This window comes from Pantoea eucrina (assembly GCF_001691555.1).
In the GTDB taxonomy this organism is placed as follows: domain Bacteria; phylum Pseudomonadota; class Gammaproteobacteria; order Enterobacterales; family Enterobacteriaceae; genus Pantoea; species Pantoea borealis.
This window is the reverse complement of the sequence record NZ_MAYN01000008.1, coordinates 2,156,766-2,181,906: the sequence shown is the minus strand read 5'-3', so window position 1 is coordinate 2,181,906 and position 25,141 is coordinate 2,156,766. Positions and strand designations below refer to the sequence as shown.

Annotated in this window: 24 protein-coding genes; 16 read left to right on the top strand and 8 right to left on the bottom strand. The window is 55.7% G+C overall.

Annotated elements, in window-relative coordinates:
* The first annotated feature begins 9 nt into the window (after positions 1-9).
* The 14 genes from rseP to BBA90_RS16405 all read left to right on the top strand — a co-directional run bounded on the left by rseP (position 10) and on the right by BBA90_RS16405 (position 17,617).
* Positions 10-1,359, top strand: a complete 1,350-nt coding sequence (rseP, locus tag BBA90_RS16470) for a sigma E protease regulator RseP (protein WP_065650084.1) — start codon at positions 10-12, stop codon at positions 1,357-1,359.
* A gap of 51 nt (positions 1,360-1,410) precedes the next feature.
* Positions 1,411-3,822 carry an outer membrane protein assembly factor BamA gene (bamA, locus tag BBA90_RS16465; RefSeq protein ID WP_065650083.1) on the top strand — a complete coding sequence of 804 codons (2,412 nt, stop codon included), beginning with the start codon at positions 1,411-1,413 and terminating at the stop codon, positions 3,820-3,822.
* Between the two features lie 110 nt (positions 3,823-3,932).
* On the top strand, positions 3,933-4,430 hold the full coding sequence (skp, locus tag BBA90_RS16460; protein WP_065650082.1) for a molecular chaperone Skp: 498 nt from the start codon (positions 3,933-3,935) through the stop codon (positions 4,428-4,430).
* A gap of 3 nt (positions 4,431-4,433) precedes the next feature.
* Positions 4,434-5,459, top strand: a complete 1,026-nt coding sequence (lpxD, locus tag BBA90_RS16455; RefSeq protein ID WP_039382740.1) for a UDP-3-O-(3-hydroxymyristoyl)glucosamine N-acyltransferase — start codon at positions 4,434-4,436, stop codon at positions 5,457-5,459.
* A 189-nt stretch (positions 5,460-5,648) separates the two neighbouring features.
* Complete coding sequence (gene fabZ / locus BBA90_RS16450; protein WP_007893924.1) at positions 5,649-6,104, top strand: 3-hydroxyacyl-ACP dehydratase FabZ; 456 nt, start codon at positions 5,649-5,651, stop codon at positions 6,102-6,104.
* A 3-nt stretch (positions 6,105-6,107) separates the two neighbouring features.
* On the top strand, positions 6,108-6,896 hold the full coding sequence (gene lpxA, locus BBA90_RS16445; protein ID WP_039382744.1) for an acyl-ACP--UDP-N-acetylglucosamine O-acyltransferase: 789 nt from the start codon (positions 6,108-6,110) through the stop codon (positions 6,894-6,896).
* Between the two features lie 3 nt (positions 6,897-6,899).
* Entirely contained in the window at positions 6,900-8,048 is a 1,149-nt protein-coding gene (lpxB, locus tag BBA90_RS16440) for a lipid-A-disaccharide synthase (RefSeq protein WP_065650081.1), read from the top strand.
* Positions 8,041-8,670 carry a ribonuclease HII gene (gene rnhB, locus BBA90_RS16435; protein WP_065650080.1) on the top strand — a complete coding sequence of 210 codons (630 nt, stop codon included), beginning with the start codon at positions 8,041-8,043 and terminating at the stop codon, positions 8,668-8,670. The genes lpxB and rnhB overlap by 8 nt, the downstream gene beginning before the upstream one ends.
* 29 nt (positions 8,671-8,699) lie before the next feature.
* Positions 8,700-12,182 (top strand): DNA polymerase III subunit alpha, encoded by a 3,483-nt coding sequence (gene dnaE, locus BBA90_RS16430; RefSeq protein ID WP_065650079.1) that lies wholly within the window; start codon positions 8,700-8,702, stop codon positions 12,180-12,182.
* Between the two features lie 12 nt (positions 12,183-12,194).
* Positions 12,195-13,154 carry an acetyl-CoA carboxylase carboxyl transferase subunit alpha gene (accA, locus tag BBA90_RS16425; protein ID WP_065650078.1) on the top strand — a complete coding sequence of 320 codons (960 nt, stop codon included), beginning with the start codon at positions 12,195-12,197 and terminating at the stop codon, positions 13,152-13,154.
* A gap of 170 nt (positions 13,155-13,324) precedes the next feature.
* Positions 13,325-15,475, top strand: a complete 2,151-nt coding sequence (locus BBA90_RS16420; RefSeq protein ID WP_065650077.1) for a lysine decarboxylase LdcC — start codon at positions 13,325-13,327, stop codon at positions 15,473-15,475.
* Positions 15,476-15,551: 76 nt separating this feature from the next.
* The gene (locus tag BBA90_RS16415; protein WP_065650076.1) at positions 15,552-15,941 is read left to right on the top strand and encodes a VOC family protein; all 390 of its coding nucleotides are present in this window, start codon (positions 15,552-15,554) and stop codon (positions 15,939-15,941) included.
* A gap of 54 nt (positions 15,942-15,995) precedes the next feature.
* On the top strand, positions 15,996-17,312 hold the full coding sequence (tilS, locus tag BBA90_RS16410) for a tRNA lysidine(34) synthetase TilS (protein WP_065650075.1): 1,317 nt from the start codon (positions 15,996-15,998) through the stop codon (positions 17,310-17,312).
* A complete protein-coding gene (locus BBA90_RS16405) occupies positions 17,309-17,617 on the top strand; it encodes a c-type cytochrome (RefSeq protein WP_065650074.1) in 309 nt (102 codons plus the stop codon). The genes tilS and BBA90_RS16405 overlap by 4 nt, the downstream gene beginning before the upstream one ends.
* A 35-nt stretch (positions 17,618-17,652) precedes the next feature.
* Here the strand turns inward: BBA90_RS16405 and rof are convergent, their stop codons facing one another.
* Both rof and BBA90_RS16395 read right to left on the bottom strand, forming a co-directional pair.
* Positions 17,653-17,916, bottom strand: coding sequence for a Rho-binding antiterminator (rof, locus tag BBA90_RS16400; protein ID WP_039382769.1), 264 nt, complete (start codon positions 17,914-17,916; stop codon positions 17,653-17,655).
* Positions 17,903-18,103: a YaeP family protein gene (locus BBA90_RS16395; RefSeq protein ID WP_065650073.1), complete on the bottom strand. Its 201-nt coding sequence runs from the start codon at positions 18,101-18,103 to the stop codon at positions 17,903-17,905. The genes rof and BBA90_RS16395 overlap by 14 nt, the downstream gene beginning before the upstream one ends.
* Positions 18,104-18,319: 216 nt before the next feature.
* On the opposite strand from BBA90_RS16395, the gene arfB reads away from it, so the two are divergent.
* Complete coding sequence (gene arfB, locus BBA90_RS16390; protein ID WP_039382771.1) at positions 18,320-18,730, top strand: alternative ribosome rescue aminoacyl-tRNA hydrolase ArfB; 411 nt, start codon at positions 18,320-18,322, stop codon at positions 18,728-18,730.
* Positions 18,731-18,759: 29 nt separating this feature from the next.
* Here the strand turns inward: arfB and proS are convergent, their stop codons facing one another.
* From proS to metN, 6 genes are all read right to left on the bottom strand, one after another.
* A complete protein-coding gene (proS, locus tag BBA90_RS16385) occupies positions 18,760-20,478 on the bottom strand; it encodes a proline--tRNA ligase (protein ID WP_065650072.1) in 1,719 nt (572 codons plus the stop codon).
* An 89-nt stretch (positions 20,479-20,567) separates the two neighbouring features.
* Complete coding sequence (gene tsaA / locus BBA90_RS16380; protein ID WP_065650071.1) at positions 20,568-21,272, bottom strand: tRNA (N6-threonylcarbamoyladenosine(37)-N6)-methyltransferase TrmO; 705 nt, start codon at positions 21,270-21,272, stop codon at positions 20,568-20,570.
* Entirely contained in the window at positions 21,269-21,670 is a 402-nt protein-coding gene (rcsF, locus tag BBA90_RS16375; protein ID WP_065650070.1) for an Rcs stress response system protein RcsF, read from the bottom strand. The genes tsaA and rcsF overlap by 4 nt, the downstream gene beginning before the upstream one ends.
* A 127-nt stretch (positions 21,671-21,797) precedes the next feature.
* The gene (locus tag BBA90_RS16370) at positions 21,798-22,613 is read right to left on the bottom strand and encodes a MetQ/NlpA family lipoprotein (protein WP_065650069.1); all 816 of its coding nucleotides are present in this window, start codon (positions 22,611-22,613) and stop codon (positions 21,798-21,800) included.
* A gap of 37 nt (positions 22,614-22,650) precedes the next feature.
* On the bottom strand, positions 22,651-23,304 hold the full coding sequence (locus tag BBA90_RS16365; protein ID WP_065650068.1) for a methionine ABC transporter permease MetI: 654 nt from the start codon (positions 23,302-23,304) through the stop codon (positions 22,651-22,653).
* Positions 23,297-24,328 (bottom strand): methionine ABC transporter ATP-binding protein MetN, encoded by a 1,032-nt coding sequence (metN, locus tag BBA90_RS16360; protein WP_065650067.1) that lies wholly within the window; start codon positions 24,326-24,328, stop codon positions 23,297-23,299. The genes BBA90_RS16365 and metN overlap by 8 nt, the downstream gene beginning before the upstream one ends.
* A gap of 187 nt (positions 24,329-24,515) precedes the next feature.
* Here metN and gmhB point away from each other — a divergent pair, with 187 nt between their 5' ends.
* Positions 24,516-25,076 carry a D-glycero-beta-D-manno-heptose 1,7-bisphosphate 7-phosphatase gene (gmhB, locus tag BBA90_RS16355; RefSeq protein ID WP_065650066.1) on the top strand — a complete coding sequence of 187 codons (561 nt, stop codon included), beginning with the start codon at positions 24,516-24,518 and terminating at the stop codon, positions 25,074-25,076.
* Positions 25,077-25,141 lie beyond the last annotated feature (65 nt).

Here is a 25,141-nt window from a genome sequence, read left to right as displayed (position 1 = left end):
GCAGCAACTATGTTAAGCATTCTCTGGAGTTTTGCTGCTTTTATCGTCGCACTGGGCGTGCTGATCACCGTGCATGAGTTTGGCCACTTCTGGGTGGCGCGGCGCTGTGGCATCTATGTCGAGCGCTTTTCTATCGGTTTCGGTAAAGCCCTCTGGCGACGTACTGACCGGCAGGGGACAGAGTATGTGATTGCGCTGATCCCGCTTGGCGGCTACGTCAAAATGCTGGATGAGCGTGTAGAGAGCGTTCCCGCTGAGCGCCGTCACGAAGCGTTTAACAACAAAACTGTGCTGCAGCGTGCAGCTGTCATCGCCGCAGGTCCGGTTGCCAATTTCCTCTTCGCTATTTTCGCTTACTGGCTGGTCTTTATGCACGGCGTGCCCGGCGTACGGCCGGTGGTTGGCGAAATTGTGAGCGGCTCCGTTGCGGCGGAAGCGCAAATTCAGTCTGGCATGGAACTTAACGCAGTTGACGGTATCGAAACGCCTGACTGGGATGCTGTGCGCATGGCCCTGATTGGGAAAATCGGCGATGAGAGTACCACGCTGACAGTGTCTCAGTTTGGCGAAAGCGTCACGCAGCAGAAGCGGGTTGATCTGCGCGACTGGCAGTTTGAGCCAGATAAGCAGGATCCGGTGGTGGCGCTCGGCATTCGCCCACGCGGGCCGCAGATTGAAACCACGCTGGCAGAAATACAGGCTAATTCACCCGCCAGCGCTGCCGGTTTGCAAGCGGGCGACAGGATCGTTAAAGTCGATGGTCAGCCGTTAACGCAGTGGCAGGCTTTTGCCAGCCTGGTGCGGGATAATCCGGATAAACCGCTGCAGCTTGAGGTTGAGCGAAAGGGTGAACAGCAGCGTCTGACGCTGACGCCAGCCGCGAAGCCGGGCAAGCCTGATGAGGGGTTCGCAGGCGTTATTCCGCGCGTGCAGCCGCTGCCTGACGCGTATAAAACGGTGAAACAGTATGGACCGGTGGCCGCTATCGGTGAGGCAGGGGTCAAAACCTGGCAGCTGATGAAGCTTACGGTGTCAATGCTGGGTAAGTTGATTACAGGTGATGTAAAGCTGAATAACCTGAGCGGCCCGATTTCGATTGCGCAGGGTGCGGGTTTATCAGCGGAGTACGGGGTGATTTACTATCTGATGTTCCTGGCGCTGATTAGCGTCAATCTGGGCATCATCAACCTGTTTCCATTACCGGTTTTAGATGGTGGGCATCTGCTTTTTCTGGCGATCGAAAAGATCAAAGGGGGACCGGTGTCTGAGCGAGTTCAGGACTTCAGTTATCGCATCGGCTCAATTTTGCTGGTGCTGTTAATGGGACTTGCACTTTTCAATGATTTCTCTCGCCTGTAACGTCCGGGACGGAAACAGGTGCGGGATGTGTTAGGAAAACGCATAACAACGATGGCGATGAAAAAGTTGCTCATAGCGTCGCTGCTGTTTAGCAGCGCCACCGTTTACGGTGCAGACGATTTCGTGGTGAACGACATTCATTTCGAAGGTCTCCAGCGAGTCGCCGTCGGCGCGGCTCTGCTTAGCATGCCGGTACGCGTCGGTGATACGGTGAATGATGATGATATCAGAAACACTATTCGCTCACTGTTTGCCACCGGCAATTTTGAAGATGTGCAGGTTTTACGTGACGGAACGACCCTGATTGTTCAGGTGAAAGAGCGTCCGACTATTGCCAGCATCACCTTCTCCGGTAACAAGGCGGTGAAAGAGGATCAGCTGAAGCAGAACCTCGAAGCGTCAGGCATTCGCGTAGGTGAAGCGCTGGATCGTACCACGCTCTCTTCAATCGAGAAGGGACTGGAAGATTTTTACTACAGCGTGGGTAAATATACCGCCAGCGTAAAAGCGATTGCGACACCGCTGCCGCGTAACCGTGTCGATCTGAAATTTGTTTTCCAGGAAGGGGTCTCTGCCAAAATTCAGCAGATCAACATCGTGGGCAACAAAGCGTTCAGCTCTGATGAACTGATCTCCCGCTTCCAGCTGCGTGATGAAGTGCCGTGGTGGAACGTGGTCGGCGATCGCAAATATCAGAAGCAGAAACTGGCCGGCGACCTTGAGACGCTGCGCAGCTTCTATCTGGATCGCGGTTATGCGCGCTTTAACATCGACTCTACACAGGTCAGCCTGACGCCGGATAAAAAAGGCATCTACATCACCGTCAACATCAACGAAGGCGACCAGTATAAAATTGCTGGCGTGATCGTGAACGGCAGCATGGCGGGCCACTCAGCAGAAATTGAACATCTGACCAAAATCCCGAACGGTGAGCTTTACAACGGCACCAAAGTGACGCAGATGGAAGATGATATCAAAAAGCTGCTGGGTCGCTATGGCTATGCCTATCCGCGCGTCATGACGCAGCCGGAAATCAACGACGCTGACAAAACCGTTAAGCTGCATATCAACGTTGATGCCGGTAATCGTTATTACGTGCGTAAAGTCCGTTTTGAAGGCAATGACACTTCAAAAGATGCCGTACTGCGCCGTGAAATGCGTCAGATGGAAGGCGCATGGCTGGGCAGCGATCTGGTTGACCAGGGTAAAGAGCGTCTGAACCGCACCGGTTATTTTGAAACCGTCGATGTGGATACGCAGCGTGTATCGGGCGTACCGGATCAGGTTGATGTGGTCTACAAAGTTAAAGAGCGCAACACCGGTACCTTTAACTTTGGTGTGGGCTACGGTACTGAAAGCGGCGTCAGCTTCCAGGTAGGTGTTACCCAGGACAACTGGCTCGGCACCGGTAACACCGTTGGCATCAGCGGTACCAAAAACGATTATCAGACCTATGCTGAGTTCTCACTGACCGATCCGTACTTCACGGTTGACGGCGTGAGTCTGGGCGGTCGCCTGTTCTACAACGACTTTAAAGCGGACGATGCCGATCTGTCAGACTACACCAACAAGAGTTACGGTGTTGATGGCACGCTGGGCTTCCCGGTTAATGAGAACAACACGCTGCGCGTCGGCTTAGGCTACGTGCATAACGATCTGTCGAATATGCGCCCACAGGTAGCAATGTGGCGTTACCTCGATTCGGTCGGGCGTCCTCAGGGACTCAATAATAAAGGCGATTTCTCTGCGGATGATTTTACCTTTAACTATGGCTGGACCTACAATACGCTGGATCGCGGCTTCTTCCCGACGCGCGGTAACCGCACCAACCTGAACGGTAAGGTGACGATTCCAGGTTCAGACAACGCGTTCTATAAAGCCACGCTGGATACCCAGCAGTATGTGCCGCTGAACCGTGATGGCACCTGGGTAGTACTGGGTCGCGGCCGCGTGGGCTATGGTGACGGCATCGGGGATAAAGAGATGCCGTTCTATGAGAACTTCTATGCCGGCGGCTCCAGCACGGTACGTGGTTTCCGTTCCAATACCATTGGTCCGAAAGCTGCTTATCTTAACGATCGCTCCTCCTCATGTAATCTGACCGATCCAAACGGGATCTGTAAGTCAGATGATGCGGTGGGGGGTAACGCGATGGCGATTGCCAGCCTGGAGCTGATCACGCCGACGCCGTTCCTGAGTGAGAAGTACGCTAACTCTGTGCGCACCTCACTGTTTGTGGACGCCGGTACCGTCTGGGATACCAACTGGCAGAACACGGCGGCAACACGTGCTGCAGATATTCCGGACTACAGCGATCCTAACAACATTCGCGTCTCTGCAGGCCTGGCGCTGCAGTGGATGTCACCACTGGGCCCGCTGGTCTTCTCCTATGCCCAGCCGGTGAAGAAAGTCGAGGGAGACAAAGCAGAGCAGTTCCAGTTTAACATCGGTAAAACCTGGTAATGCTCTGAGCAGGGAAGCGGAAGCGAAGTACGGCATGGCTTAGCGCAGTAAGCGCTAAGCAAGCCAAACACTGTGTCGCAGACACAAACGTTGATGGTAAGGAGTTTATAGTGAAAAAGTTGTTGTGTGCCGCAGGTCTGGGTCTTGCTTTAGCGGTTTCCGCTGGCGTTCAGGCTGCTGACAAAATTGCAGTGGTAAACGTGTCCAGCATTTTCCAGCAGTTACCGCAACGTGCGACCGTTGCTAAACAGCTTGAGAATGAGTTCAAAGGCCGCGCAACTGAGCTGCAGGGCCAGGAGCGCGATCTGCAGACCAAAATGCAGAGACTGCAGCGTGATGCTTCTACCATGAAGGCGAGCGAGCGTAGCCGCATGGAAAAAGACATCATGTCACAGCGCGAAGCGTTCTCCAGCAAAGCCCAGTCTTTCGAGCAGGATAACCGTCGTCGCCAGATGGAAGAGCGTAACAAATTGCTGAGCCGCATTCAGGATGCCGTGAAGAAAGTGGCGGACAGCGATGGTTACGATGTCGTGATTGATGCTAACGCCGTAGCGTATGCCGCTAATGCGAAAGACATTACTGCTGACGTGCTGAAACAGGTTAAATAATTGATGTCATCAATTCGACTGGCTGATTTAGCCCAGCAGTTGGATGCAGAATTGCACGGAGATGGCGATATCGTCATCTCCGGCATTGCTTCTATGCAATCCGCCACCCCTGGTCAAATCACTTTTCTTGCCAACAGCCGCTACCGCGAGCAGCTCGCCAGCGTTCAGGCGTCAGCCGTGGTGCTGACGGAAGCGGATCTGGAATGGTGCAATACTGCCGCCCTGGTAGTGAAAAACCCTTATCTTACCTATGCCCGCATGGCACAACTGCTGGACACCACGCCGCAGCCCGCGCAGAATATCGCGCCCAGCGCGGTGATCGATCCTTCCGCCTCGCTGGGACAGAATGTTTCGGTAGGCGCGAACGCGGTTATTGAGTCTGGCGTAGAGCTGGGTGATAACGTCGTGATTGGCGCTGGCTGCTTTGTCGGGAAAAAGAGCCGGATTGGCAGCGGCACGCGTCTCTGGGCCAACGTGACGATTTATCATGAGATTCAGATCGGTCAGGATTGTCTGATTCAGTCAGGCACTGTCATTGGCGCGGATGGTTTCGGGTATGCTAACGATCGTGGTAACTGGGTAAAAATCCCTCAGCTTGGTACGGTTATCATCGGTGACCGGACAGAGATTGGTGCCTGCACTACCATCGATCGCGGTGCGCTGGATAACACTCTGATCGGCAATGGTGTTATCATAGACAACCAGTGTCAGATTGCCCACAACGTTGTAATTGGCGACAATACAGCCGTTGCGGGTGGTGTGATCATGGCCGGTAGCCTGAAGATTGGACGTTACTGTATGATTGGCGGCGCCAGCGTCATTAACGGCCATATGGAGATCTGCGACAAAGTAACCGTAACCGGTATGGGCATGGTAATGCGTCCCATCACAGAACCGGGCGTTTACTCCTCAGGGATCCCACTGCAACCGAACAAAGCCTGGCGTAAAACGGCAGCGCTGGTGATGAATATCGATGACATAAGCAAACGCCTGAAAGCCATCGAACGCAAAGTTGATAAAAACAGCTAAGCACATCCGCGCGACCCGCTTTCATAACAATGCAGCCTGCCTGCTTTTGCCCTTCAGTTTTGCAGAGGGCGGCAGGTAGCGCAGGGAAGCGTACGCCACCGAACTGATTTGCGGCCTGCGAAAGATCATTTTGATCGGTGCAGGCCGTGTTATTGTTGCCATCAGATTTTTTAGGACAGGAAGAGTATTTTGACTACTGAAACGCATACTCTGAAAATCGAAGAGATTTTAGAACTGCTGCCGCACCGCTATCCGTTTTTGCTGGTGGATCGCGTGCTGGATTTTGAAGAGCACAAATATCTGCGTGCGGTAAAGAACGTTTCTGTTAATGAACCGTTTTTCCAGGGGCATTTCCCTGGTAAACCGATTTTCCCAGGCGTTCTGATTTTAGAAGCGATGGCGCAGGCAACCGGTATTCTGGCGTTTAAAAGCGTCGGCAAGCTGGAACCTGGCGAGCTCTACTATTTCGCCGGTATCGATGAAGCCCGCTTCAAGCGTCCGGTAGTACCAGGCGACCAGATGATCATGGAAGTCACCTTCGAAAAAACCCGTCGTGGTCTGACACGTTTTAAAGGCGTTGCTACAGTGGATGGTAAAATTGTCTGTGAAGCGACCATGATGTGTGCCCGTAGCCGGGAGGCATAATTAGTGATTGATTCAACCGCCACCATCCATCCGACCGCCATCGTTGAAGAGGGTGCTGTACTGGGTGCAAATGTTCATATCGGCCCATTCTGTATCGTGGGTGCTGATGTGGAAATTGGCGCTGGTACGGTGCTGAAATCACATGTTGTGGTTAATGGCCATACGCGTATCGGCGAAGAGAACCAGATCTATCAGTTTGTCTCTATTGGAGAGGTAAACCAGGATCTGAAATATGCGGGTGAGCCTACCCGCACCGAAATTGGCGATCGCAACCGGATCCGCGAGAGCGTGACCATTCATCGCGGCACCACGCAGGGTGGCGGACTGACTAAAGTTGGCAGCGACAACCTGCTGATGGTGAATGCGCACATTGCACACGACTGCGTAATTGGCAGCCGCTGTATTCTGGCGAACAACGTGACGCTGGGCGGCCATGTTACCGTTGATGATTTTGCGATCATCGGCGGCGTGACGGCTGTGCATCAGTGGTGCACTATCGGCGCTCACGTTATGGTTGGCGGTTGTTCCGGCGTGGCGCAGGATATACCGCCATACATTATTGCGCAGGGCAACCACGCCACGCCGTTTGGCGTCAATATTGAAGGTCTCAAGCGTCGGGGCTTCAGCAAAGAGGCGCTGCATGCCATTCGCAACGCTTACAAGCTGCTCTATCGCAGCGGTAAAACGCTGGATGAGGTAAAGCCTGAAATTGAGGCGCTGGCGCAGCAGCACAGCGAAGTCCAGCCGTTCTTTGATTTCTTCGCCCGTTCAACCCGTGGATTGATTCGTTAATTCATGTCAGTGCGTCCCTTAACGATTGCCCTGGTCGCCGGAGAAACCTCCGGCGATATTCTTGGTGCCGGTCTGATCCGCGCGCTCAAAGCGCGTCATCCTGATGCACGCTTTGTTGGCGTGGCGGGCCCGCTGATGCAGGCAGAAGGCTGCGAAGTCTGGTATGAGATGGAAGAGCTGGCGGTCATGGGCATTGTCGAAGTGCTGGGCCGTCTGCGGCGCCTGCTGACCATCCGCAAAGACCTGACGCAGCGCTTCACCGCGCTTCGTCCTGACGTGTTTGTAGGCATTGATGCGCCGGACTTTAACATCACGCTGGAAGGCAACCTGAAGCGTGCCGGTATTCGTACCGTGCACTACGTCAGCCCTTCCGTCTGGGCATGGCGTCAGAAACGTGTCTTTAAGATTGGCCGCAACACCGATATGGTGCTGGCGTTTCTGCCATTCGAGAAAGCATTCTACGATCGCTTTAACGTGCCGTGCCGTTTTATCGGCCATACCATGGCCGATGCGATGCCGCTTCAGCCTGACAAGCAGGCGGCACGTCGCGAGCTGGGTATTGCAGACGACGCGATCTGCCTGGGTTTACTGCCCGGCAGCCGTGGAGCAGAAGTTGAGATGCTGAGCGCTGATTTTCTGCGTGCGGCGCAGCTGCTGCGTCAGCGCTACCCGGCGCTGGAAATTGTGGTTCCGCTGGTTAACGCAAAGCGGCGGGCACAGTTTGAACAGATTAAAGCAGAGGTTGCGCCTGAGCTGCCCATGCACCTGCTGGATGGCAAAGGGCGTCAGGCGATGATCGCCAGCGATGCGGCTATTCTGGCGTCCGGCACGGCGGCGCTGGAGTGTATGCTGGCAAAGTGCCCGATGGTCGTGGGGTATCGTATGAAACCCTTCACGTTCTGGCTGGCAAAGCGCCTGGTTAAAACACCTTATGTCTCGCTGCCTAATCTGCTGGCGGGTCGTGAGCTGGTTAAAGAGCTGCTGCAGGATGAGTGCCAGCCGCAGACGCTGGCCGCCGCGCTGGAGCCGCTGCTGCATGCCGGTGCCGAGCGCAATGCGCTGCTGGAAACCTTTACTCAGCTGCATCAGCAGATCCGCTGGAACGCCGATGAGCAGGCGGCGGATGCGGTACTGGAGATCGCCCATGGCTGAATTTATCTATCCTGATGCGCAGCGTATTGCGGGCGTGGACGAAGTAGGACGCGGTCCGCTGGTCGGTGCCGTGGTAACGGCGGCGGTGATCCTCGATCCTGCGAACCCGATTGCCGGCCTGGCCGATTCAAAAAAGCTGTCGGAAAAACGCCGTCTGGCGCTGTATGATGAAATTACCGAAAAGGCGCTGGCGTGGAGCCTTGGCCGCGCTGAGCCAGAAGAGATCGACCAGCTTAATATTCTGCATGCCACCCTGCTGGCGATGCAGCGCGCAGTAGCAGGACTGCACCTGACGCCCGATTTTGTGCTGATTGATGGCAACCGCTGTCCGGCACTGGCGATGCCCGCGCAGGCGGTGATCAAAGGTGACAGTCTGGTGCAGGAAATCAGCGCCGCATCGATCATTGCCAAAGTGACGCGCGATCGCGAAATGGCTGAGCTCGATCACCTCTTTCCGCAATATGGCTTTGCGCAGCACAAAGGTTATCCTACCGCGCTGCATATGGCGAAACTCAAACAGTTTGGTGCCACGCCGCATCATCGTCGCAGTTTTGCGCCGGTGCGCAACGCGTTGCTGGATGCTGAACTGCAGGCCTCAGTACAACCTGCGCCGCTTTATTAAGCCTGACGCTGTTTTAACCGGAAACCGATATGGCTGAACCTCGTTTTATACATCTGCGCGTGCACAGCGACTACTCCATGGTCGATGGCCTGGCGAAAACCGGCCCGCTGGTGAAAAAAGCCGCGGCGCTGGGTATGCCGGCCATTGCGATCACGGACTACACCAACCTTTGCGGGCTGGTACGCTTTTATGGCAGCGCCCACGGTGCCGGCGTTAAACCGATTATCGGCGCTGATTTTCAGGTCGCCAGCGAGCTGATGGGCGATGAGCTTACGCAGCTTACGCTGCTGGCGGCGAATAACACCGGCTATCAGAATCTGACGCTGCTGATTTCGCGCGCCTATCAGCGCGGCTACGGCATTGCCGGTCCTATCCTCGATCGCGACTGGCTGATTGAGCTGGGCGAAGGGCTGATTGTACTGTCAGGCGGACGACGCGGCGATGTCGGGCGCAGCCTGCTGCGCGGCAACAACGCGCTGGTGGCGCAGTGTCTGAGCTTTTACCAGCAGCACTTTCCCGACCGTTACTATCTTGAACTGCTCCGCACCGGACGTGCCGATGAGGAGAGCTATCTGCATGCGGCCGTTGAGCTGGCGATAGCGGAAGGGATACCGGTGGTCGCAACCAATGAAGTCTGCTTCATCAATGAAGAGGACTTCGATGCGCATGAAATCCGCGTAGCGATCCACGACGGCTATACGCTGGACGATCCGAAACGCCCGCGCCACTACAGTCCTCAGCAATATATGCGCAGTGAAGAGGAGATGTGCGAGCTGTTTTCGGACATCCCGGAGGCGCTGGAAAACAGCGTAGAGATTGCTAAGCGCTGTAACGTTACCGTCCGCCTCGGCGAATATTTTCTGCCGCAGTTCCCGACCGGTGAGATGACCACCGAAGAGTTTCTGGTGGTGAAATCACGCGAAGGACTTGAAGAGCGCCTCGCGTTTCTTTTTCCGGATGCGGCGCTGCGTGCGCAGAAGCGTCCGGCGTATGATGAGCGTCTGGAGATTGAGCTTAACGTTATCAACCAGATGGGCTTCCCGGGCTACTTCCTGATCGTGATGGAGTTTATCCAGTGGTCAAAGGATAACGGGATCCCGGTCGGGCCGGGGCGCGGTTCCGGTGCCGGCTCGCTGGTGGCCTACGCGCTGAAGATCACCGATCTCGATCCGCTGGAATTTGACCTGCTGTTTGAACGCTTCCTGAATCCGGAACGTGTCTCTATGCCTGACTTTGACGTCGACTTCTGCATGGAGAAGCGCGATCAGGTGATCGATCACGTCGCCGAGATGTATGGCCGGGAAGCGGTTTCGCAGATCATCACCTTCGGGACCATGGCGGCGAAAGCGGTGATCCGGGATGTGGGGCGCGTGCTGGGCCATCCCTATGGCTTTGTCGATCGCATCTCCAAGCTGGTGCCGCCCGATCCGGGCATGACGCTGGAAAAAGCGTTTCAGGCTGAGCCGCAGCTGCCTGAGATCTATGATGCTGATGAAGAGGTCAGGGCGCTGATCGACATGGCGCGCAAGCTGGAAGGTGTCACACGAAACGCCGGTAAGCACGCCGGCGGCGTGGTTATTGCGCCGACTAAAATCACCGATTTTGCCCCGCTTTACTGCGACGAAAACGGCCAGTTCCCTGTCACCCAGTTTGATAAAAATGATGTGGAGTATGCCGGGCTGGTGAAGTTTGACTTCCTCGGCCTGCGTACGCTGACCATCATCGACTGGGCGCTGAAGATGATCAACCCGCGCCGTGAAAAGCAGGGGCTGCCGCCGATCGACATTGCGGCGATTCCGCTGGATGACAAAAAAAGCTTCGATATGCTGCAGCGCTCAGAGACGACGGCGGTATTCCAGCTTGAATCGCGCGGCATGAAAGATCTGATCAAGCGCCTGAAGCCTGACTGCTTTGAAGATATGATCGCCCTGGTGGCGCTGTTTCGTCCCGGCCCGCTGCAGTCCGGCATGGTGGATAACTTCATTGACCGTAAGCATGGCCGTGAAGAGCTCTCCTATCCCGACATCCAGTGGCAGCATGAGAGTCTGAAGCCGGTACTGGAGCCTACTTACGGCATCATTCTCTACCAGGAACAGGTGATGCAGATCGCCCAGGTGCTGGCGGGGTATACGCTCGGCGGCGCCGACATGCTGCGTCGTGCGATGGGTAAAAAGAAACCGGAAGAGATGGCGAAGCAGCGCTCAGTGTTTAAAGATGGCGCTGAGAGCATGGGCATCAACGGCGAACTGTCGATGAAAATCTTCGACCTGGTAGAGAAGTTCGCCGGCTATGGCTTCAACAAATCACACTCCGCAGCCTATGCGCTGGTCTCCTACCAGACGCTGTGGCTGAAAGCGCACTATCCGGCTGAGTTTATGGCTGCGGTGATGACCGCCGATATGGATAACACCGAGAAAGTGGTCGGGCTGGTGGATGAGTGCTGGCGCATGGGGCTGAAAGTATTGCCGCCTGATATCAATGCCGGCCTCTATCCGTTCCACGTCAACGACGAAGGTGAAATTGTCTACGGCATTGGCGCGATTAAAGGCGTCGGTGAAGGCCCGATCGAAGCGATTCTGGAAGCGCGTAATCAGGGCGGCTATTTTAAAGAGCTGTTCGATCTCTGCGCCCGTACCGATACGCGCAAAATCAATCGCCGGGTGATGGAAAAGCTCATCATGTCTGGCGCGTTTGACCGGCTCGGGCCCCATCGCGCGGCGCTGATGAGCGCCCTGGGCGATGCCCTGAAAGCCGCTGACCAGCATGCGAAAGCAGAAGCGATTGGGCAGGCGGATATGTTTGGCGTGCTGGCGGAAGAGCCGGAGCAGGTTGAGAAATCGTATGCGTCAATTACACCGTGGCCAGAGCAGGTGCAGCTGGATGGCGAGCGTGAAACGCTGGGGCTCTATCTCACCGGGCACCCGATTAATCAGTATCTGAAAGAGATCGAGCGCTACGTCGGCGGGATGCGGCTGAAAGATATGCATCCGACTGAACGTGGCAAGGTGACCATCGCTGCGGGGCTGGTGATTGCCGCCCGTGTCATGGTGACCAAGCGCGGCAACCGAATTGGTATCTGTACTCTGGACGATCGTTCCGGTCGTCTGGAGGTCATGCTATTTACCGATGCGTTAGATAAGTACCAGCAGCTGCTGGAGAAAGACCGTATCCTGATCGTCAGCGGACAGGTCAGCTTTGATGACTTCAGCGGCGGGCTTAAAATGACCGCCAGGGAAGTGATGGATATTGATGAAGCGCGGGAAAAATATGCGCGCGGACTTGCTATCTCGCTGACGGACAGGCAAATTGATGACCAGCTTTTAAACCGTCTCCGCCAGTCTCTGGAACCTCATCGTTCCGGGACCATTCCGGTACATCTCTATTATCAGAGAGCAGATGCGCGGGCGAAGCTGCGCTTTGGTGCAGCGTGGCGTATTTCGCCCAGCGATCGTTTACTCAACGATTTGCGGTCGTTAGTAGGATCGGAGCAGGTGGAACTGGAGTTTGACTAAAACAGGAACATTATGAGTCTTAATTACCTGGATTTTGAACAGCCGATCGCTGAACTCGAAGCGAAGATCGATTCGCTGAAATCGATTGGCCGTTCAGATGAGAAACACGATATTAATCTGGATGAAGAGATTCAGCGCCTTCGCGAGAAAAGCGTTGAACTGACCCGTAAAATCTTCTCCGATTTGGGTGCATGGCAGGTCGCGCAGCTGGCGCGTCATCCGCTGCGTCCTTATACGCTGGACTACGTGCGCAACGCGTTTGACGACTTTGACGAGCTGGCAGGCGATCGTGCCTATGCAGACGACAAAGCGATTGTCGGCGGTATCGCGCGTCTGGATGGTCGTCCGGTGATGATCATTGGTCATCAGAAAGGGCGTGAAACCAAAGAGAAAATTCGCCGTAATTTCGGTATGCCTGCACCAGAAGGCTATCGTAAAGCGCTGCGTCTGATGGAGATGGCAGAGCGTTTTAAGATGCCACTTATCACCTTTATCGACACGCCGGGTGCTTATCCGGGCGTGGGCGCTGAAGAGCGCGGTCAGTCTGAAGCGATTGCCCGTAACCTGCGTGAGATGTCTGGTCTGAAAATTCCGGTGATCTGCACCGTGATTGGTGAGGGCGGCTCCGGTGGCGCACTCGCGATTGGCGTGGGTGACAAAGTGAACATGCTGCAGTACAGCACCTACTCGGTGATCTCACCGGAAGGCTGTGCGTCAATTCTGTGGAAAAGCGCAGACAAAGCGCCGCTGGCGGCAGAGGCGATGGGCATCACTGCTGAGCGTCTGCAGGAGCTGAAGCTGATTGATTCCATCGTTCCTGAACCGCTGGGTGGCGCACATCGTCGTCCGGTCGATATGGCCGCTTCTCTGAAGCAGCAGCTGCTGGCCGATCTGGCCGATCTCGACGGGCTGAGCACGGAAGAGCTGCTCGATCGCCGCTACCAGCGCCTGATGAACTACGGTTACGCGTAAGGTAAGCACTGCAGCAAAAAAGCGGACTCCGGTCCGCTTTTTTTATGCCTGAATTTTCCTGCTGGCGGCGTACCGCTTGCGGTCACGCTGTCTGCCCATCGATTCCGGAACATTCTCCGGTCACTTTTCGCTATCCTTACTCTGTGCCACAAGACCACAGGAGGTGAGCATTGAACATTATTGCGATCATGGGACCGCACGGCGCGTTCTATAAAGATGAACCGATCCGCGAACTGGATGCCGCGCTGAAACTGCAGGGCTTCCACACCGTCTATCCCAGCAATGCCAGCGACCTGCTGAAGCTGATTGAGCACAACCCGCGCGTGTGCGGCGTCGTATTTGACTGGGACGAATACAGCATGGCGCTCTGCAGCGACATCAACCAGCTCAATGAATCACTGCCGCTCTACGCCTTTATCAACACCCATTCGCAGATGGATGTCAGCGTTAATGAAATGCGGATGGCGCTGCAGTTTTTTGAATATGCGCTGAGCACCGCGGATGACATCGCACTGCATATCCGTCAGTACACCGATGAGTACATCGATAAAATTTTACCCCCGCTGACCAAAGCGCTGTTTACGTATGTCAAAGAGGGCAAGTACACCTTCTGCACGCCAGGCCATATGGGCGGCACCGCTTTCCAGAAAAGCCCGGTCGGCAGTCTGTTTTATGACTTTTTCGGTGCCAACACGCTCAAAGCCGACGTCTCTATCTCTGTTACTGAACTGGGTTCGCTGCTCGACCATACCGGGCCGCACCTCGACGCCGAAGAGTATATCGCCCGCACCTTTGGGGCAGAGCAGAGCTATATGGTGACTAACGGCACCTCAACCTCAAATAAAATCGTCGGTATGTATGCCGCCCCGGCAGGCAGTACGGTGATCATAGACCGCAACTGTCACAAATCGCTGACCCATCTGCTGATGATGAGCGATATCGTGCCTGTCTGGCTCAAGCCGACCCGCAATGCGCTGGGTATTCTGGGCGGCATTCCGCAGCGTGAATTTACCCGGGACAGTATTCAGAATAAAGTGGATAACACGCCGCGTGCCAGCTGGCCGGTCCATGCGGTGATCACCAATTCAACGTATGACGGACTGCTCTATAACACCGAATATATCAAGCAGACGCTGGACGTGCCTTCGATCCACTTTGATTCTGCCTGGGTGCCCTATACCAACTTCCACCCCATCTACAGCGGAAAAAGCGGGATGAGCGGTGAACGTATCCCGGGCAAAGTGATCTATGAAACCCAATCCACCCATAAGCTGCTGGCCGCGTTTTCACAGGCCTCGCTGATTCATATCAAAGGCGACTACGACCACGATACGTTCAACGAAGCTTATATGATGCACACCACGACCTCGCCGAGCTACGGCATTGTGTCATCCATCGAAACCGCTGCGGCGATGCTGCGCGGCAATCCGGGCAAGCGGTTAATCAACCGTTCGGTTGAGCGCGCGCTGCACTTCCGGCGCGAGATCCAGCGGCTGCGTGAAGAGTCAGACGGCTGGTTCTTTGATATCTGGCAGCCAGAGCAGGTGGATGAGGCAGAATGCTGGCCGATTCAGCCGGGGGAAGAGGCGTGGCACGGCTTTCAGCAGGCCGATCGCGATCATATGTATCTCGATCCCATTAAAGTCACGATCCTGACACCGGGTATGAGCGAACTGGGCGCGATGGCGGAAGAGGGGATCCCGGCGGCGCTGGTGGCGAAATTTCTCGATCAGCGCGGTGTGGTGGTAGAGAAAACCGGGCCTTACAATCTTCTGTTTCTGTTCAGTATCGGGATCGACAAAACCCGCGCCATGAGCCTGCTGCGCGGCCTGACCGAATTTAAGCGCGCCTACGATCTCAATCTGCGCGTGAAAAATATGCTGCCCGATCTCTATGCGGAAGATCCCGATTTCTATCGCAATATGCGGATCCAGACGCTGGCGCAGGGGATCCACCAGCTGATCCTGCAGCACGATCTGCCGCGGCTGATGCTGAAGGCCTTTGATGTGCTGCCTGAAATGAAGATGACGCCGCATCAGGCATTCCAGCATCAGGTGAAAGGCGAGGTTGAAACCGTGGATATCCGCGAGCTGGTGGGGCGCATCTCCGCCAACATGATCCTGCCCTATCCGCCGGGCGTGCCGCTGGTGATGCCGGGAGAGATGATTACCGGGCAGAGCCGGGCCGTGCTCGACTTTCTGCTGATGCTCTGCACCATCGGGCGGCACTACCCTGGTTTTGAAACGGATATTCACGGTGCCACGCTGACAGAGGATGGGCGTTATCTGGTGCGGGTGCTGCGTGACGTATCACAGCCATAACTTCGGATAAATGCCTCTGTTCACACTGGCGTCCGGCACGTAGGCTTGGCGGCTCAGAAATTTTTCCGGAGCCGCTATGCTGCAGATCAAACAGATTCATCACATTGCGATTATTGCCACTGACTACCCGCGCAGCAAAGCGTTCTACTGCGATGTGCTGGGCTTTTCCCTGCTGGGTGAATACTACCGCGCTGAACGCGACTCGTGGAAAGGCGATCTCGGCCTGCACGGTGTTTATACCATCGAGCTATTCTCATTCCCCTCACCGCCGCCGCGCGTGACCGCACCTGAAGCCTGCGGCCTGCGCCACCTGGCATTTTGCGTAGAGGATGTCGCGCAGTCCGTTGCGGCACTGGCAGAGAAAGGCGTGACCTGCGAACCCGTGCGTATCGATGCGCTGACCGGTAAAGCCTGCACCTTTTTTACTGACCCGGATGGTTTGCCGCTGGAGCTCTACCAGGCGTAAAATAGCCGCCGCAGGATGCCGCAATCAGGCGGCATCATCAGATGGAACGGCACTATGTCTTTTTCCCACCTTGCTGCGCTGCTGAATCCGGCTGGCCGCTATGTGGTGGCATTCAGCGGCGGGCTGGATTCCACCGTACTGCTGCATCAGCTGGTCTGCTGGCAGCAGCAGCATCCGCAGCTGAGCGTGCGGGCGCTGCACGTGCATCACGGACTGAGTCCGCACGCCGACCGGTGGGCCGCACACTGCCAGCAGCAGTGTCAGCGCTGGGATATAAGCTGTGATGTGTTACCGGTGACGGTCGATGCCCGGGCGGGCGGCGTGGAAGCGTCAGCGCGCAGAGAGCGCTATCGGGCGCTGTTCGCCCGGCTGCTGCCGGGTGAACAGCTGCTTACCGCGCAGCATCTGGACGATCAGTGCGAAACGCTGCTGCTGGCGCTCAAGCGCGGCAGCGGCCCGGCCGGGCTGGCGGCGATGCCACCGCGGCGTACCGCGGGAGAGCATGAACATCTGCGTCCGCTGCTCAGCCTCAGCCGTGAGCAGCTGGAGCAGTGGGCGACTGCGCACCAGCTCAGCTGGATCGAGGATGAGAGTAATCACGACAGCCGCTACGACCGTAACTTTTTGCGTCAGCAGATTCTGCCACTGCTGCATCAGCGCTGGCCGCACTTCAGCGCTGCCAGCGCCCGCAGCGCCGCGCTCTGTGCAGAGCAGGAGCAGCTGCTGGATGAGCTGCTGCAGCAGGAGCTGAGCCAGCTGATCACCCCACAGGGTGCACTGCATTTTCCGCCGCTGCAGACCATGAGCGACGCGCGGCGTAATGCGCTGCTGCGGCGCTGGATCGCCGGGCAGGGCGGGGCGATGCCATCGCGTGCGGCGCTGCAGCGTATGTATACCGAGGTTATTGCGAGCCGGGCTGATGCACAGCCGGCGCTGCAGCTGGGACAATTTACGCTGCGCCGTTATCGCGACGCGCTTTACTGGTTACCGCCACAGCCGTCGCTGCGCGATCAGACGTGCTGCTGGCCGCAGCTGACCCGACCGCTGTTGCTGCCTGCCGGACTGGGTCAGCTGCGGGCTGACTTCTCACGCGCGGAGCTGCGCCTGCCCGCGGCGGATGAAACGGTCTACGTTCGCTTTCAGGCGCGTGGCTACTATCATCTGCTGGGACGGGCGGGCGGGCGCGAAATGAAAAAATTGTGGCAGGAGCTGGCGATCCCGCCCTGGCAGCGGGAACGTATTCCATTGATCTACTATGACCATACGCTGATTAGTGCGCCGGGTCTGTTTGTTACCCATGAAGGCGCTGCCTGCAGCGATCGGGGCTGGCAGGCGATCTGGCATCAGCCTGACGGGGAGAAGGTATCATGAGGCACTGGCTGACGGCTGTGCTATGTTTTGTCGCGCTGCCGCTCTGGGCTAAAGGGGATGCGGCCGCGGGTGCGGAGAAAGTGGCCCGCTGTATGGCGTGTCACGGCGCAGAGGGTAAAAGCGCGGTGCCGCTCTATCCTCATCTGGCCGGGCAGCAGGCGCCCTATCTGGCGCATGCGCTGCGCGCTTATCAAAAAGGTGAGCGCAGCGGCGGTCAGGCAGAAGTGATGAAAGCGTTTGTGGCGGGACTGAGCGATAACAATATTGAGGATATAGCGGCTTACTACAGCGGCCTTAAGCCGTAAGAAGCGCGGGCGGAGAGGGTCCGCCCGCCACGAGACTACTCGTCTTCGCTGACTACCACGGTACCGAGTTCAGGATGGCTGAAGCTGGCAATGTGATCGAGGCGCAGCTCGCGGGTTTCACCAGAGAGGTCAACCGCAAGATACTCAACGTTTTTGCGCGAGACCATATCCCGCGCTTTCGCCTTCAGCTGGTCGCCATTTTTCAGCTGCAGTGACAGCATCCAGTGTCGGGTACAGGCGAGTTCCAGGTTGTCGTAGTCATCGCAGTTGATGGGTTTATAAGCTTCATTTGTCAACATAGTCGCTCACCAATAAGTTTGCAGCAGCATAGGCTGCCTGATCCCTGACAGAAGAGTTTAGCGCGGAATTAGCGGCAATATCATTGAGTGCCTTCAGCGCGCACATCAGCGCATCGGGCACATATCCCAGCTCACCGCTGCCGATTTCAGCATATTTCTGGCGAACTAACTCACAATACGTTTGCACATGCACCTCCTCAGCAGAGCATAAATACCCTGGTTGCCTGGCGACTATAACACAGGGGTTTCCAGGAAATCAGCCGGGGTAAGCGGGGAAACACATAAAGAAAAGCGGCAGAACAGCGGCCGGCACGGCCTGCCGGACTCTGGCTGGCGCACAAAAGGTTAAGTTGATGAACAGGAAAATTCAGTACAGAACGTCACCTGCACCGGCAGGTGGCAGATGATTATGCTGTCACGAACGGTTGAGATCCCGGAGAGTGAAATAGAGCTGACGGCTATCCGCGCCCAGGGGGCGGGGGGACAACACGTAAATAAAACCTCGACGGCCATTCACCTGCGGTTTGATGTCCGTGCCTCATCGCTGCCGGAGTTTTATAAAACCCGGCTGCTTGCTGCCAGTCATCATCTGATCACGGCAGAAGGCGTGGTCATTATTAAAGCGCAGGAGTATCGCAGTCAGGAGATGAATCGTGAGGCCGCGCTGCAGCGTCTGATCAATCTGATCCGCGAGTTAACCACAGTGGAAAAAGCGCGCCGCGCGACGCGGCCCACGCGCGCGTCAAAAGAGCGGCGGCTGGAGGGGAAATCACGGCGCAGCAGCGTAAAAGCGATGCGCGGCAAAGTGCGATAAAAAACGCCTCCCGCAGGAGGCGTTTGCCCTTACTTATTCAGTGCGCTTGCCAGGAAGCTGACGATCTCATGCTGTTTGATCATCTGCTTCTCGCTTGCGGAGCGGGACTTGTACTCAACCTCTTCGTTATCCAGATTGCGATCGCCAATCACGATGGTGTGCGGCACGCCAATCAGCTCCATATCAGCAAACATAACGCCCGGACGCTCTTTACGATCGTCGAGGATAACGTCAATGCCCCGGGCGCGCAGTTCGCTGTAAAGCGATTCTGCCAGCTGCTGGACCCGGAAAGATTTATGCATATTCATTGGCAGAATAGCGACTTCAAACGGCGCCAGGGCAGCAGGCCAGATAATGCCGCGCTCATCGTGGTTCTGCTCAATCGCCGCAGCCACCACGCGGGTAATACCGATACCGTAGCAACCCATGGTCATGATCTGGTTACGACCATCTTCACCCTGAACGGTTGCTTTCATTGCATCAGAATATTTGGTGCCAAGCTGGAAAATGTGACCCACCTCGATACCCCGTTTGATCTGCAGCACACCTTTACCATCCGGACTCGGATCGCCCTCAACCACATTGCGAATATCCTCAACCCGCGCTTCGGGCAGATCGCGGCCCCAGTTGATGCCGGCAAAGTGCTGGCCATCAATGTTAGCACCGGCTGAGAAGTCGCTCATTTTGGCCACGGTACGGTCTGCAATTACCGGAATAGTCAGGCCGACCGGTCCGATAGAGCCAAAGCCTGCGCCTGTTACGGCACGGATCGCGTCTTCATTGCCCATTTCCAGCGGCGAAGCAACGATATCAAGGTGTTCAGCTTTGATCTCATTCAGCTCGTGATCGCCACGCACCAGCAGGGCGACCAGCTGATGACCGCTCTCTTCACTCGCTTTCACAATCAGCGTCTTAACGGTTTTCTCAACCGGGATCTGATGCTGCTCAACCAGTTCAGCGATGGTTTTAGCATGCGGCGTGGCAAACTGCGTCATCGGCTGTGTCGCCGCCGGACGCTCGCCAGCTGGCGCCAGCGCTTCAGCTTTTTCAATATTCGCAGCGTAGTCTGACTCGCTGGAGAAGATGACATCATCTTCGCCGCTCTGCGCCAGTACCTGGAATTCATGTGAGCCGCTGCCGCCGATAGATCCGGTATCCGCCTGCACTGCGCGGAAGTCGAGACCCATGCGGGTAAAGCTCTGACTGTAGGCGCGGTACATCGCATCGTAGGTTTCCTGCAGTGACGCCTGCGAGGTATGGAAGGAGTATGCGTCTTTCATGATGAATTCCCGCGAACGCATCACGCCAAACCGCGGGCGCACTTCATCACGGAACTTGGTCTGAATCTGATACAGATTCAGCGGCAGCTGCTTATAAGAACTTAGCTCGTTGCGGATCAGATCGGTAATCACCTCTTCGTGCGTCGGACCCAGCACAAACGGACGTTCGTGACGATCTTTAATGCGCAGCAGCTCCGGGCCATACTGCTCCCAGCGACCGCTCTCTTCCCACAGGTCGGCCGGCTGAACGACCGGCATAGAGATTTCTACTGCGCCGGCGTTGTTCATCTCTTCACGCACGATGTTTTCAACTTTTCGCAGCACGCGAACCCCGGTCGGCAGCCAGGTATAGAGTCCGGAAGCCAGTTTACGGATCATCCCGGCACGCAGCATCAGCTGATGGCTGATCACTTCTGCATCGGAAGGCGTCTCCTTAAGGGTGGAGAGCAGATATTGAGTAGTACGCATTAATTATGATTCCAGTTATATGGAAGAAGAAGAGCAGATCGTTGCTGGCCGTTAGTGTACCAGCGAGAAACAGCGCTCAAAAGCCTGTTTTAGCGTGGATCCACGGCAATGACCTCAGTACCCGCTTCATCAATGCGCCAGCGCACGTTGAAATCGAGTAGCCAGGCGGCATATTCACGATCCAGCGATTCACCTTTGCGATAGGCGGGACGCGGATCCTGAGCCAGAACCTCTGTGATAAAACGCTGCAGCTGAGGCATATGCGCCTGCTGCTGAATCTGCTGCTGTGCCACTGCTGAAAAACGCACCGGCATGGTTGCTTCAGGTGCAGCCTGGGCATAACCGGCGCGCGCGTCGGGCAGCGCCTCGGCAAACGGCAGGTAGGGCTTGATATCAATGACCGGTGTGCCATCTACCAGATCAAGGCTGCCGAGCTGCAGAATAACCTGCGACTTCTCACAGCGAATTCCTTTCAGCTCAACCAGTGACATACCCACCGGGTTAGGGCGAAATGTTGATCGCGTTGCAAATACGCCCATACGCGCGTTACCGCCGAGGCGTGGCGGACGGACAGTGGGGCGCCAGCCACCCGCCATCGTCTGATGAAACATAAACAGGATCCAGATATGGCTGAACGCTTCCAGACCGCGTACGGCTTCCGGCTGGTTATACGGAGCCTGCAGATGCAGTTCGCCGCTGCCATCCTGAACCAGACCTGGCTGGCGCGGCACGGCAAACTTCTCTTTCCACGGAGAGCGGATCACGCCAATCTGCGTAACGGCAAACTCACTCATTGACCGGAAACTTTCAGCGCTGAGCCCTGGCAGATCGCCTGGCGGTAGCAGCCTGGTGTACTGGTCACAATTTCACACTTGTGCAGCAGCACGGCGTTGGCTTTCATGCCTGCCGCTTTAATCTGCAGACGTTTGCGTGCGGTATTGATGTTGGGGGGCGAATCCTGCGTGCTGCTCTGGCAATCTTCGCCAGACACTTCACCCAGATCGCGGAAAGGATTGCTGACCAGATCGGTTGCGTCGGTATAGATTTTCACCGGGGCCGGGCGTGGGGCCGGCTTGCGCTGCGGCTGAGCGGATGACTGCTGCGGACGGACCGGAGCACTGCTTATCGGGTGATATTCACGAACGCACCCGGTCAGCATCAACGCCAACAGGCAGAGCGGTAAAAAACGCATGGCAACATCCTCCTGTAATAAAAGTGGCGTTATTGAAACAAGGACGCCCGCAAATAACAAGTCAGCAGCCACATGCAGAAATAGAAAGGGCGGCCAGCGCCGCCCTCAGGGGAAGAAATACGCTGGCTTACCAGCCTTTAACCGCACCGCCGTTAAAGATTTTGTTTGCGGACTCAGCGACTTCGTCTGACTGGTACGCTTCAACAAACTTTTTCACGTTCTCCGCGTCTTTGTTATCTTCACGGCTTACCAGCAGGTTAACGTATGGAGAATCTTTATCTTCAACAAAGATGCCATCTTTCGCCGGGGTCAGACCAATCTGGCTGGCATACGTTGTGTTGATAACCGCCAGCGCAATCTGCTGATCGTCAAGTGAGCGCGGCAGCTGTGGCGCTTCCAGCTCAACAATTTTCAGGTTCTTCGGGTTTTCAACAATATCCAGTGAGGTTGGCAGCAGACCCACACCCTCTTTCAGCTTAATCAGGCCCGCTTTCTGCAGCAGCAGCAGAGAACGGCCCAGGTTGGTCGGATCGTTAGGGATGGCGATCTGCGCACCATCCTGCAGTTCGGTCAGCGATTTGATCTTTTTAGAGTAGCCGGCAATCGGGTAAACAAAGGTGTTGCCAACCGGTACCAGTTTATAGCCACGATCTTTAATCTGCTGATCCAGATAGGGCTTATGCTGGAAAGCGTTAACGTCAATGTCCCCTTTGCTCAGGGCTTCATTGGGTAAAACGTAATCATTGAACGTTACCAGCTCGACATCGAGATTATATTTATCTTTAGCCACTTTAACGGCAGTCTCAGCAACCTGCTGTTCAGCACCGACAATCACGCCCACCTTGATATGGTTGGGATCCTTCGCCTGCTGATCGCATCCGGCCAGAGCAATAGCACCAATCAGAGCACCTGCTGCGGCAATCTTTTTAAATGTGAAAGACATATCCTTTCCTTAATAGAGAAGTATTGATGTTATTGGCTTATTTATGCGACACCGCGCGAACAATGCGATCGCCGCAGAACTGAATGAGATATACCAGCACGACCAGCAGCACCAGTACAGTATTCATTACGGTAGCGTTATACCCGATATAACCATACTGATAGCCAATCTGACCCAGACCACCCGCACCCACGGCACCACCCATAGCAGAATAGCCAACCAGCGTAATGAGCGTGATGGTGGCTGCGTTAACCAGGCCCGGCATCGCTTCCGGCAGCAATACCTTACGGACAATCTGCAGCGGCGTGGCGCCCATTGCGCGGGACGCTTCGATCAGGCCAGTCGGCAGCTCCAGCAGGGTGTTTTCAACCATACGGGCAATAAACGGCGCGGCGCCAACGGTCAGCGGGACAATGGCTGCCTGCAGTCCGATAGAGGTGCCGACAATCGCGCGGGTAAACGGTATCATCCATACCAGTAATATAATGAACGGGATTGACCGGAAGATATTGACGATAGCAGAGAGTACGCGGTAAAGCGCACTGTTGGCCAGAATCTGGCCAGGACGCGTAACATACAGCAGTACACCGACCGGCAAGCCAATAACAAAACCGAAGAAGCCAGAGACAAAGGTCATCATCAGCGTTTCCCAGACGCCGCGCGTCAGTAACCACAGCATCGCTTCAGACATAACCTAATACCTCTACTTTCACATGATGTTCTTTCAGCCAGCTTATTGCGGCCCGCGTATCTGTTTCACTGCCATCCATTTCTGCCAGCATGATGCCGAACTTGACTCCGCCTGCGTAATCCATCTGCGCGCTGATAATGTTGTTATTTACATTAAAGCGACGCGCGGCTTCCGACAGCAGCGGTGCATCAACAGATTTACCGGTGAATTCCAGGCGCAGCAGCGGCACAGTTTGCGTGGCAGGCTGCGCACGCATGCGCGCCTGATAATCTTCCGGAATATCCAGATGCAGCGTCGACTGAATAAATTGTTGTGCCAGCGGCGTTTTCGGATGAGAAAAGACTTCGCTGACGCTGTCTTTTTCAATCAGTTCACCATTACTGATCACGGCAACCTGATCGCAGATGCGCTTAACCACATCCATCTCATGGGTGATAAGCAGAATAGTAATGCCGAGACGGCGGTTAATGTCTTTCAGCAGCTCCAGTATCGAACGGGTGGTAGCCGGATCGAGCGCGCTGGTGGCTTCGTCGCACAGCAGCACTTTGGGGTTACTGGCCAGTGCACGCGCAATAGCCACACGCTGCTTTTGCCCGCCAGAGAGGTTAGCCGGCCAGCTGTCATGCTTATCATTCAGACCAACCAGTTCCAGCAGCTCGCTGACGCGTGCTTTAATCTGCTCGCGTGACAGGTTACCCAGTTCCAGCGGCAGCGCCACATTGCCTGCCACCGTACGTGAGTTCATCAGATTGAAGTGCTGAAAAATCATGCCGATCTGACGGCGTGCCAGCGTCAGCTGACCGGAGGAGAGTGCAGTGAGGTCCTGACCATCAACCAGCACGCGACCGGAAGTAGGGCGCTCAAGCAGATTAACGCAGCGAATCAGCGTACTCTTGCCTGCGCCTGATGAACCAATGACGCCATAAATCTGTCCCGCCGGCACATGCAGGCTGACGCCGGAAAGCGCCTGTATTGTGCGTGAACCCTGCTGGAACACTTTGGTGATATTTTCGAGTTTAATCATTAGTTAATTATTATCGTCTGACGTTGTCCGTGGTGTATCAATATTCGATCAGCAAAGCTGGACGAAAGCTGAATGGATGGTAAGGCATCCAGACGTCTAAATCAATCGACGTAATGCAATCTGCCATTCTCTCGCTATGCCCAATCATGCAATACTTAGCACTATTAATTGCAGCAGGAGTATTTACGTGGCGAACCCAGTTCCGGCTATTTTTCTCGATCGTGATGGCACCTTGAATGTTGATCACGGTTATGTTCATGAGATCGACAATTTTCAGTTTATAGAAGGCACCATTGAAGCGCTGCAGACGCTGAAAAAGATGGGCTATGCGCTGGTGCTGGTGACCAACCAGTCGGGTATTGCCCGCGGGATGTATACGGAAGATACCTTTATGCAGCTGACCGAATGGATGGACTGGTCGCTGGCCGATCGCGATATTGATCTGGATGGTATCTACTATTGTCCTCATCTGCCGGATGCCGCCGTGCCTGCTTATCGTCAGAACTGTGACTGTCGCAAACCTCAGCCCGGCATGCTGCTCTCTGCACAGCAGGAACTGAACATCGATATGGCCGCTTCTTATATGGTAGGTGACAAGCTGGAAGATATGCTGGCAGGGCAGGCCGCTGGCGTGGGCACCCGCGTGCTGGTGCGCAGCGGCCAGGCGGTGACAGCTGAAGGTGAGGCAGCAGCAGATTGGGTATTAAATAGCCTGGCAGAGCTGCCGGCGCGCATTAAACAGGCATAAATAACCGGTTTTGCACAAACATTAGCCGGGTGATAAAAAAGTTGAAATTAGTGCTTGTCACCCGG

Excerpts from the sequence above, each read along its gene's own strand:
- proS (WP_065650072.1), bottom strand. The coding sequence starts at position 20,478 with ATGCGTACTACTCAATATCTGCTCTCCACCCTTAAGGAGACGCCTTCC.
- accA (WP_065650078.1), top strand. The coding sequence starts at position 12,195 with ATGAGTCTTAATTACCTGGATTTTGAACAGCCGATCGCTGAACTCGAA.
- dnaE (WP_065650079.1), top strand. The coding sequence starts at position 8,700 with ATGGCTGAACCTCGTTTTATACATCTGCGCGTGCACAGCGACTACTCC.
- lpxB (WP_065650081.1), top strand. The coding sequence starts at position 6,900 with ATGTCAGTGCGTCCCTTAACGATTGCCCTGGTCGCCGGAGAAACCTCC.
- rseP (WP_065650084.1), top strand. The coding sequence starts at position 10 with ATGTTAAGCATTCTCTGGAGTTTTGCTGCTTTTATCGTCGCACTGGGC.
- BBA90_RS16415 (WP_065650076.1), top strand. The coding sequence starts at position 15,552 with ATGCTGCAGATCAAACAGATTCATCACATTGCGATTATTGCCACTGAC.
- metN (WP_065650067.1), bottom strand. The coding sequence starts at position 24,328 with ATGATTAAACTCGAAAATATCACCAAAGTGTTCCAGCAGGGTTCACGC.
- rnhB (WP_065650080.1), top strand. The coding sequence starts at position 8,041 with ATGGCTGAATTTATCTATCCTGATGCGCAGCGTATTGCGGGCGTGGAC.
- bamA (WP_065650083.1), top strand. The coding sequence starts at position 1,411 with ATGGCGATGAAAAAGTTGCTCATAGCGTCGCTGCTGTTTAGCAGCGCC.
- BBA90_RS16365 (WP_065650068.1), bottom strand. The coding sequence starts at position 23,304 with ATGTCTGAAGCGATGCTGTGGTTACTGACGCGCGGCGTCTGGGAAACG.
- tsaA (WP_065650071.1), bottom strand. The coding sequence starts at position 21,272 with ATGAGTGAGTTTGCCGTTACGCAGATTGGCGTGATCCGCTCTCCGTGG.
- BBA90_RS16370 (WP_065650069.1), bottom strand. The coding sequence starts at position 22,613 with ATGTCTTTCACATTTAAAAAGATTGCCGCAGCAGGTGCTCTGATTGGT.
- rof (WP_039382769.1), bottom strand. The coding sequence starts at position 17,916 with ATGTTGACAAATGAAGCTTATAAACCCATCAACTGCGATGACTACGAC.
- lpxD (WP_039382740.1), top strand. The coding sequence starts at position 4,434 with ATGTCATCAATTCGACTGGCTGATTTAGCCCAGCAGTTGGATGCAGAA.
- rcsF (WP_065650070.1), bottom strand. The coding sequence starts at position 21,670 with ATGCGTTTTTTACCGCTCTGCCTGTTGGCGTTGATGCTGACCGGGTGC.
- tilS (WP_065650075.1), top strand. The coding sequence starts at position 15,996 with ATGTCTTTTTCCCACCTTGCTGCGCTGCTGAATCCGGCTGGCCGCTAT.
- BBA90_RS16405 (WP_065650074.1), top strand. The coding sequence starts at position 17,309 with ATGAGGCACTGGCTGACGGCTGTGCTATGTTTTGTCGCGCTGCCGCTC.
- arfB (WP_039382771.1), top strand. The coding sequence starts at position 18,320 with ATGATTATGCTGTCACGAACGGTTGAGATCCCGGAGAGTGAAATAGAG.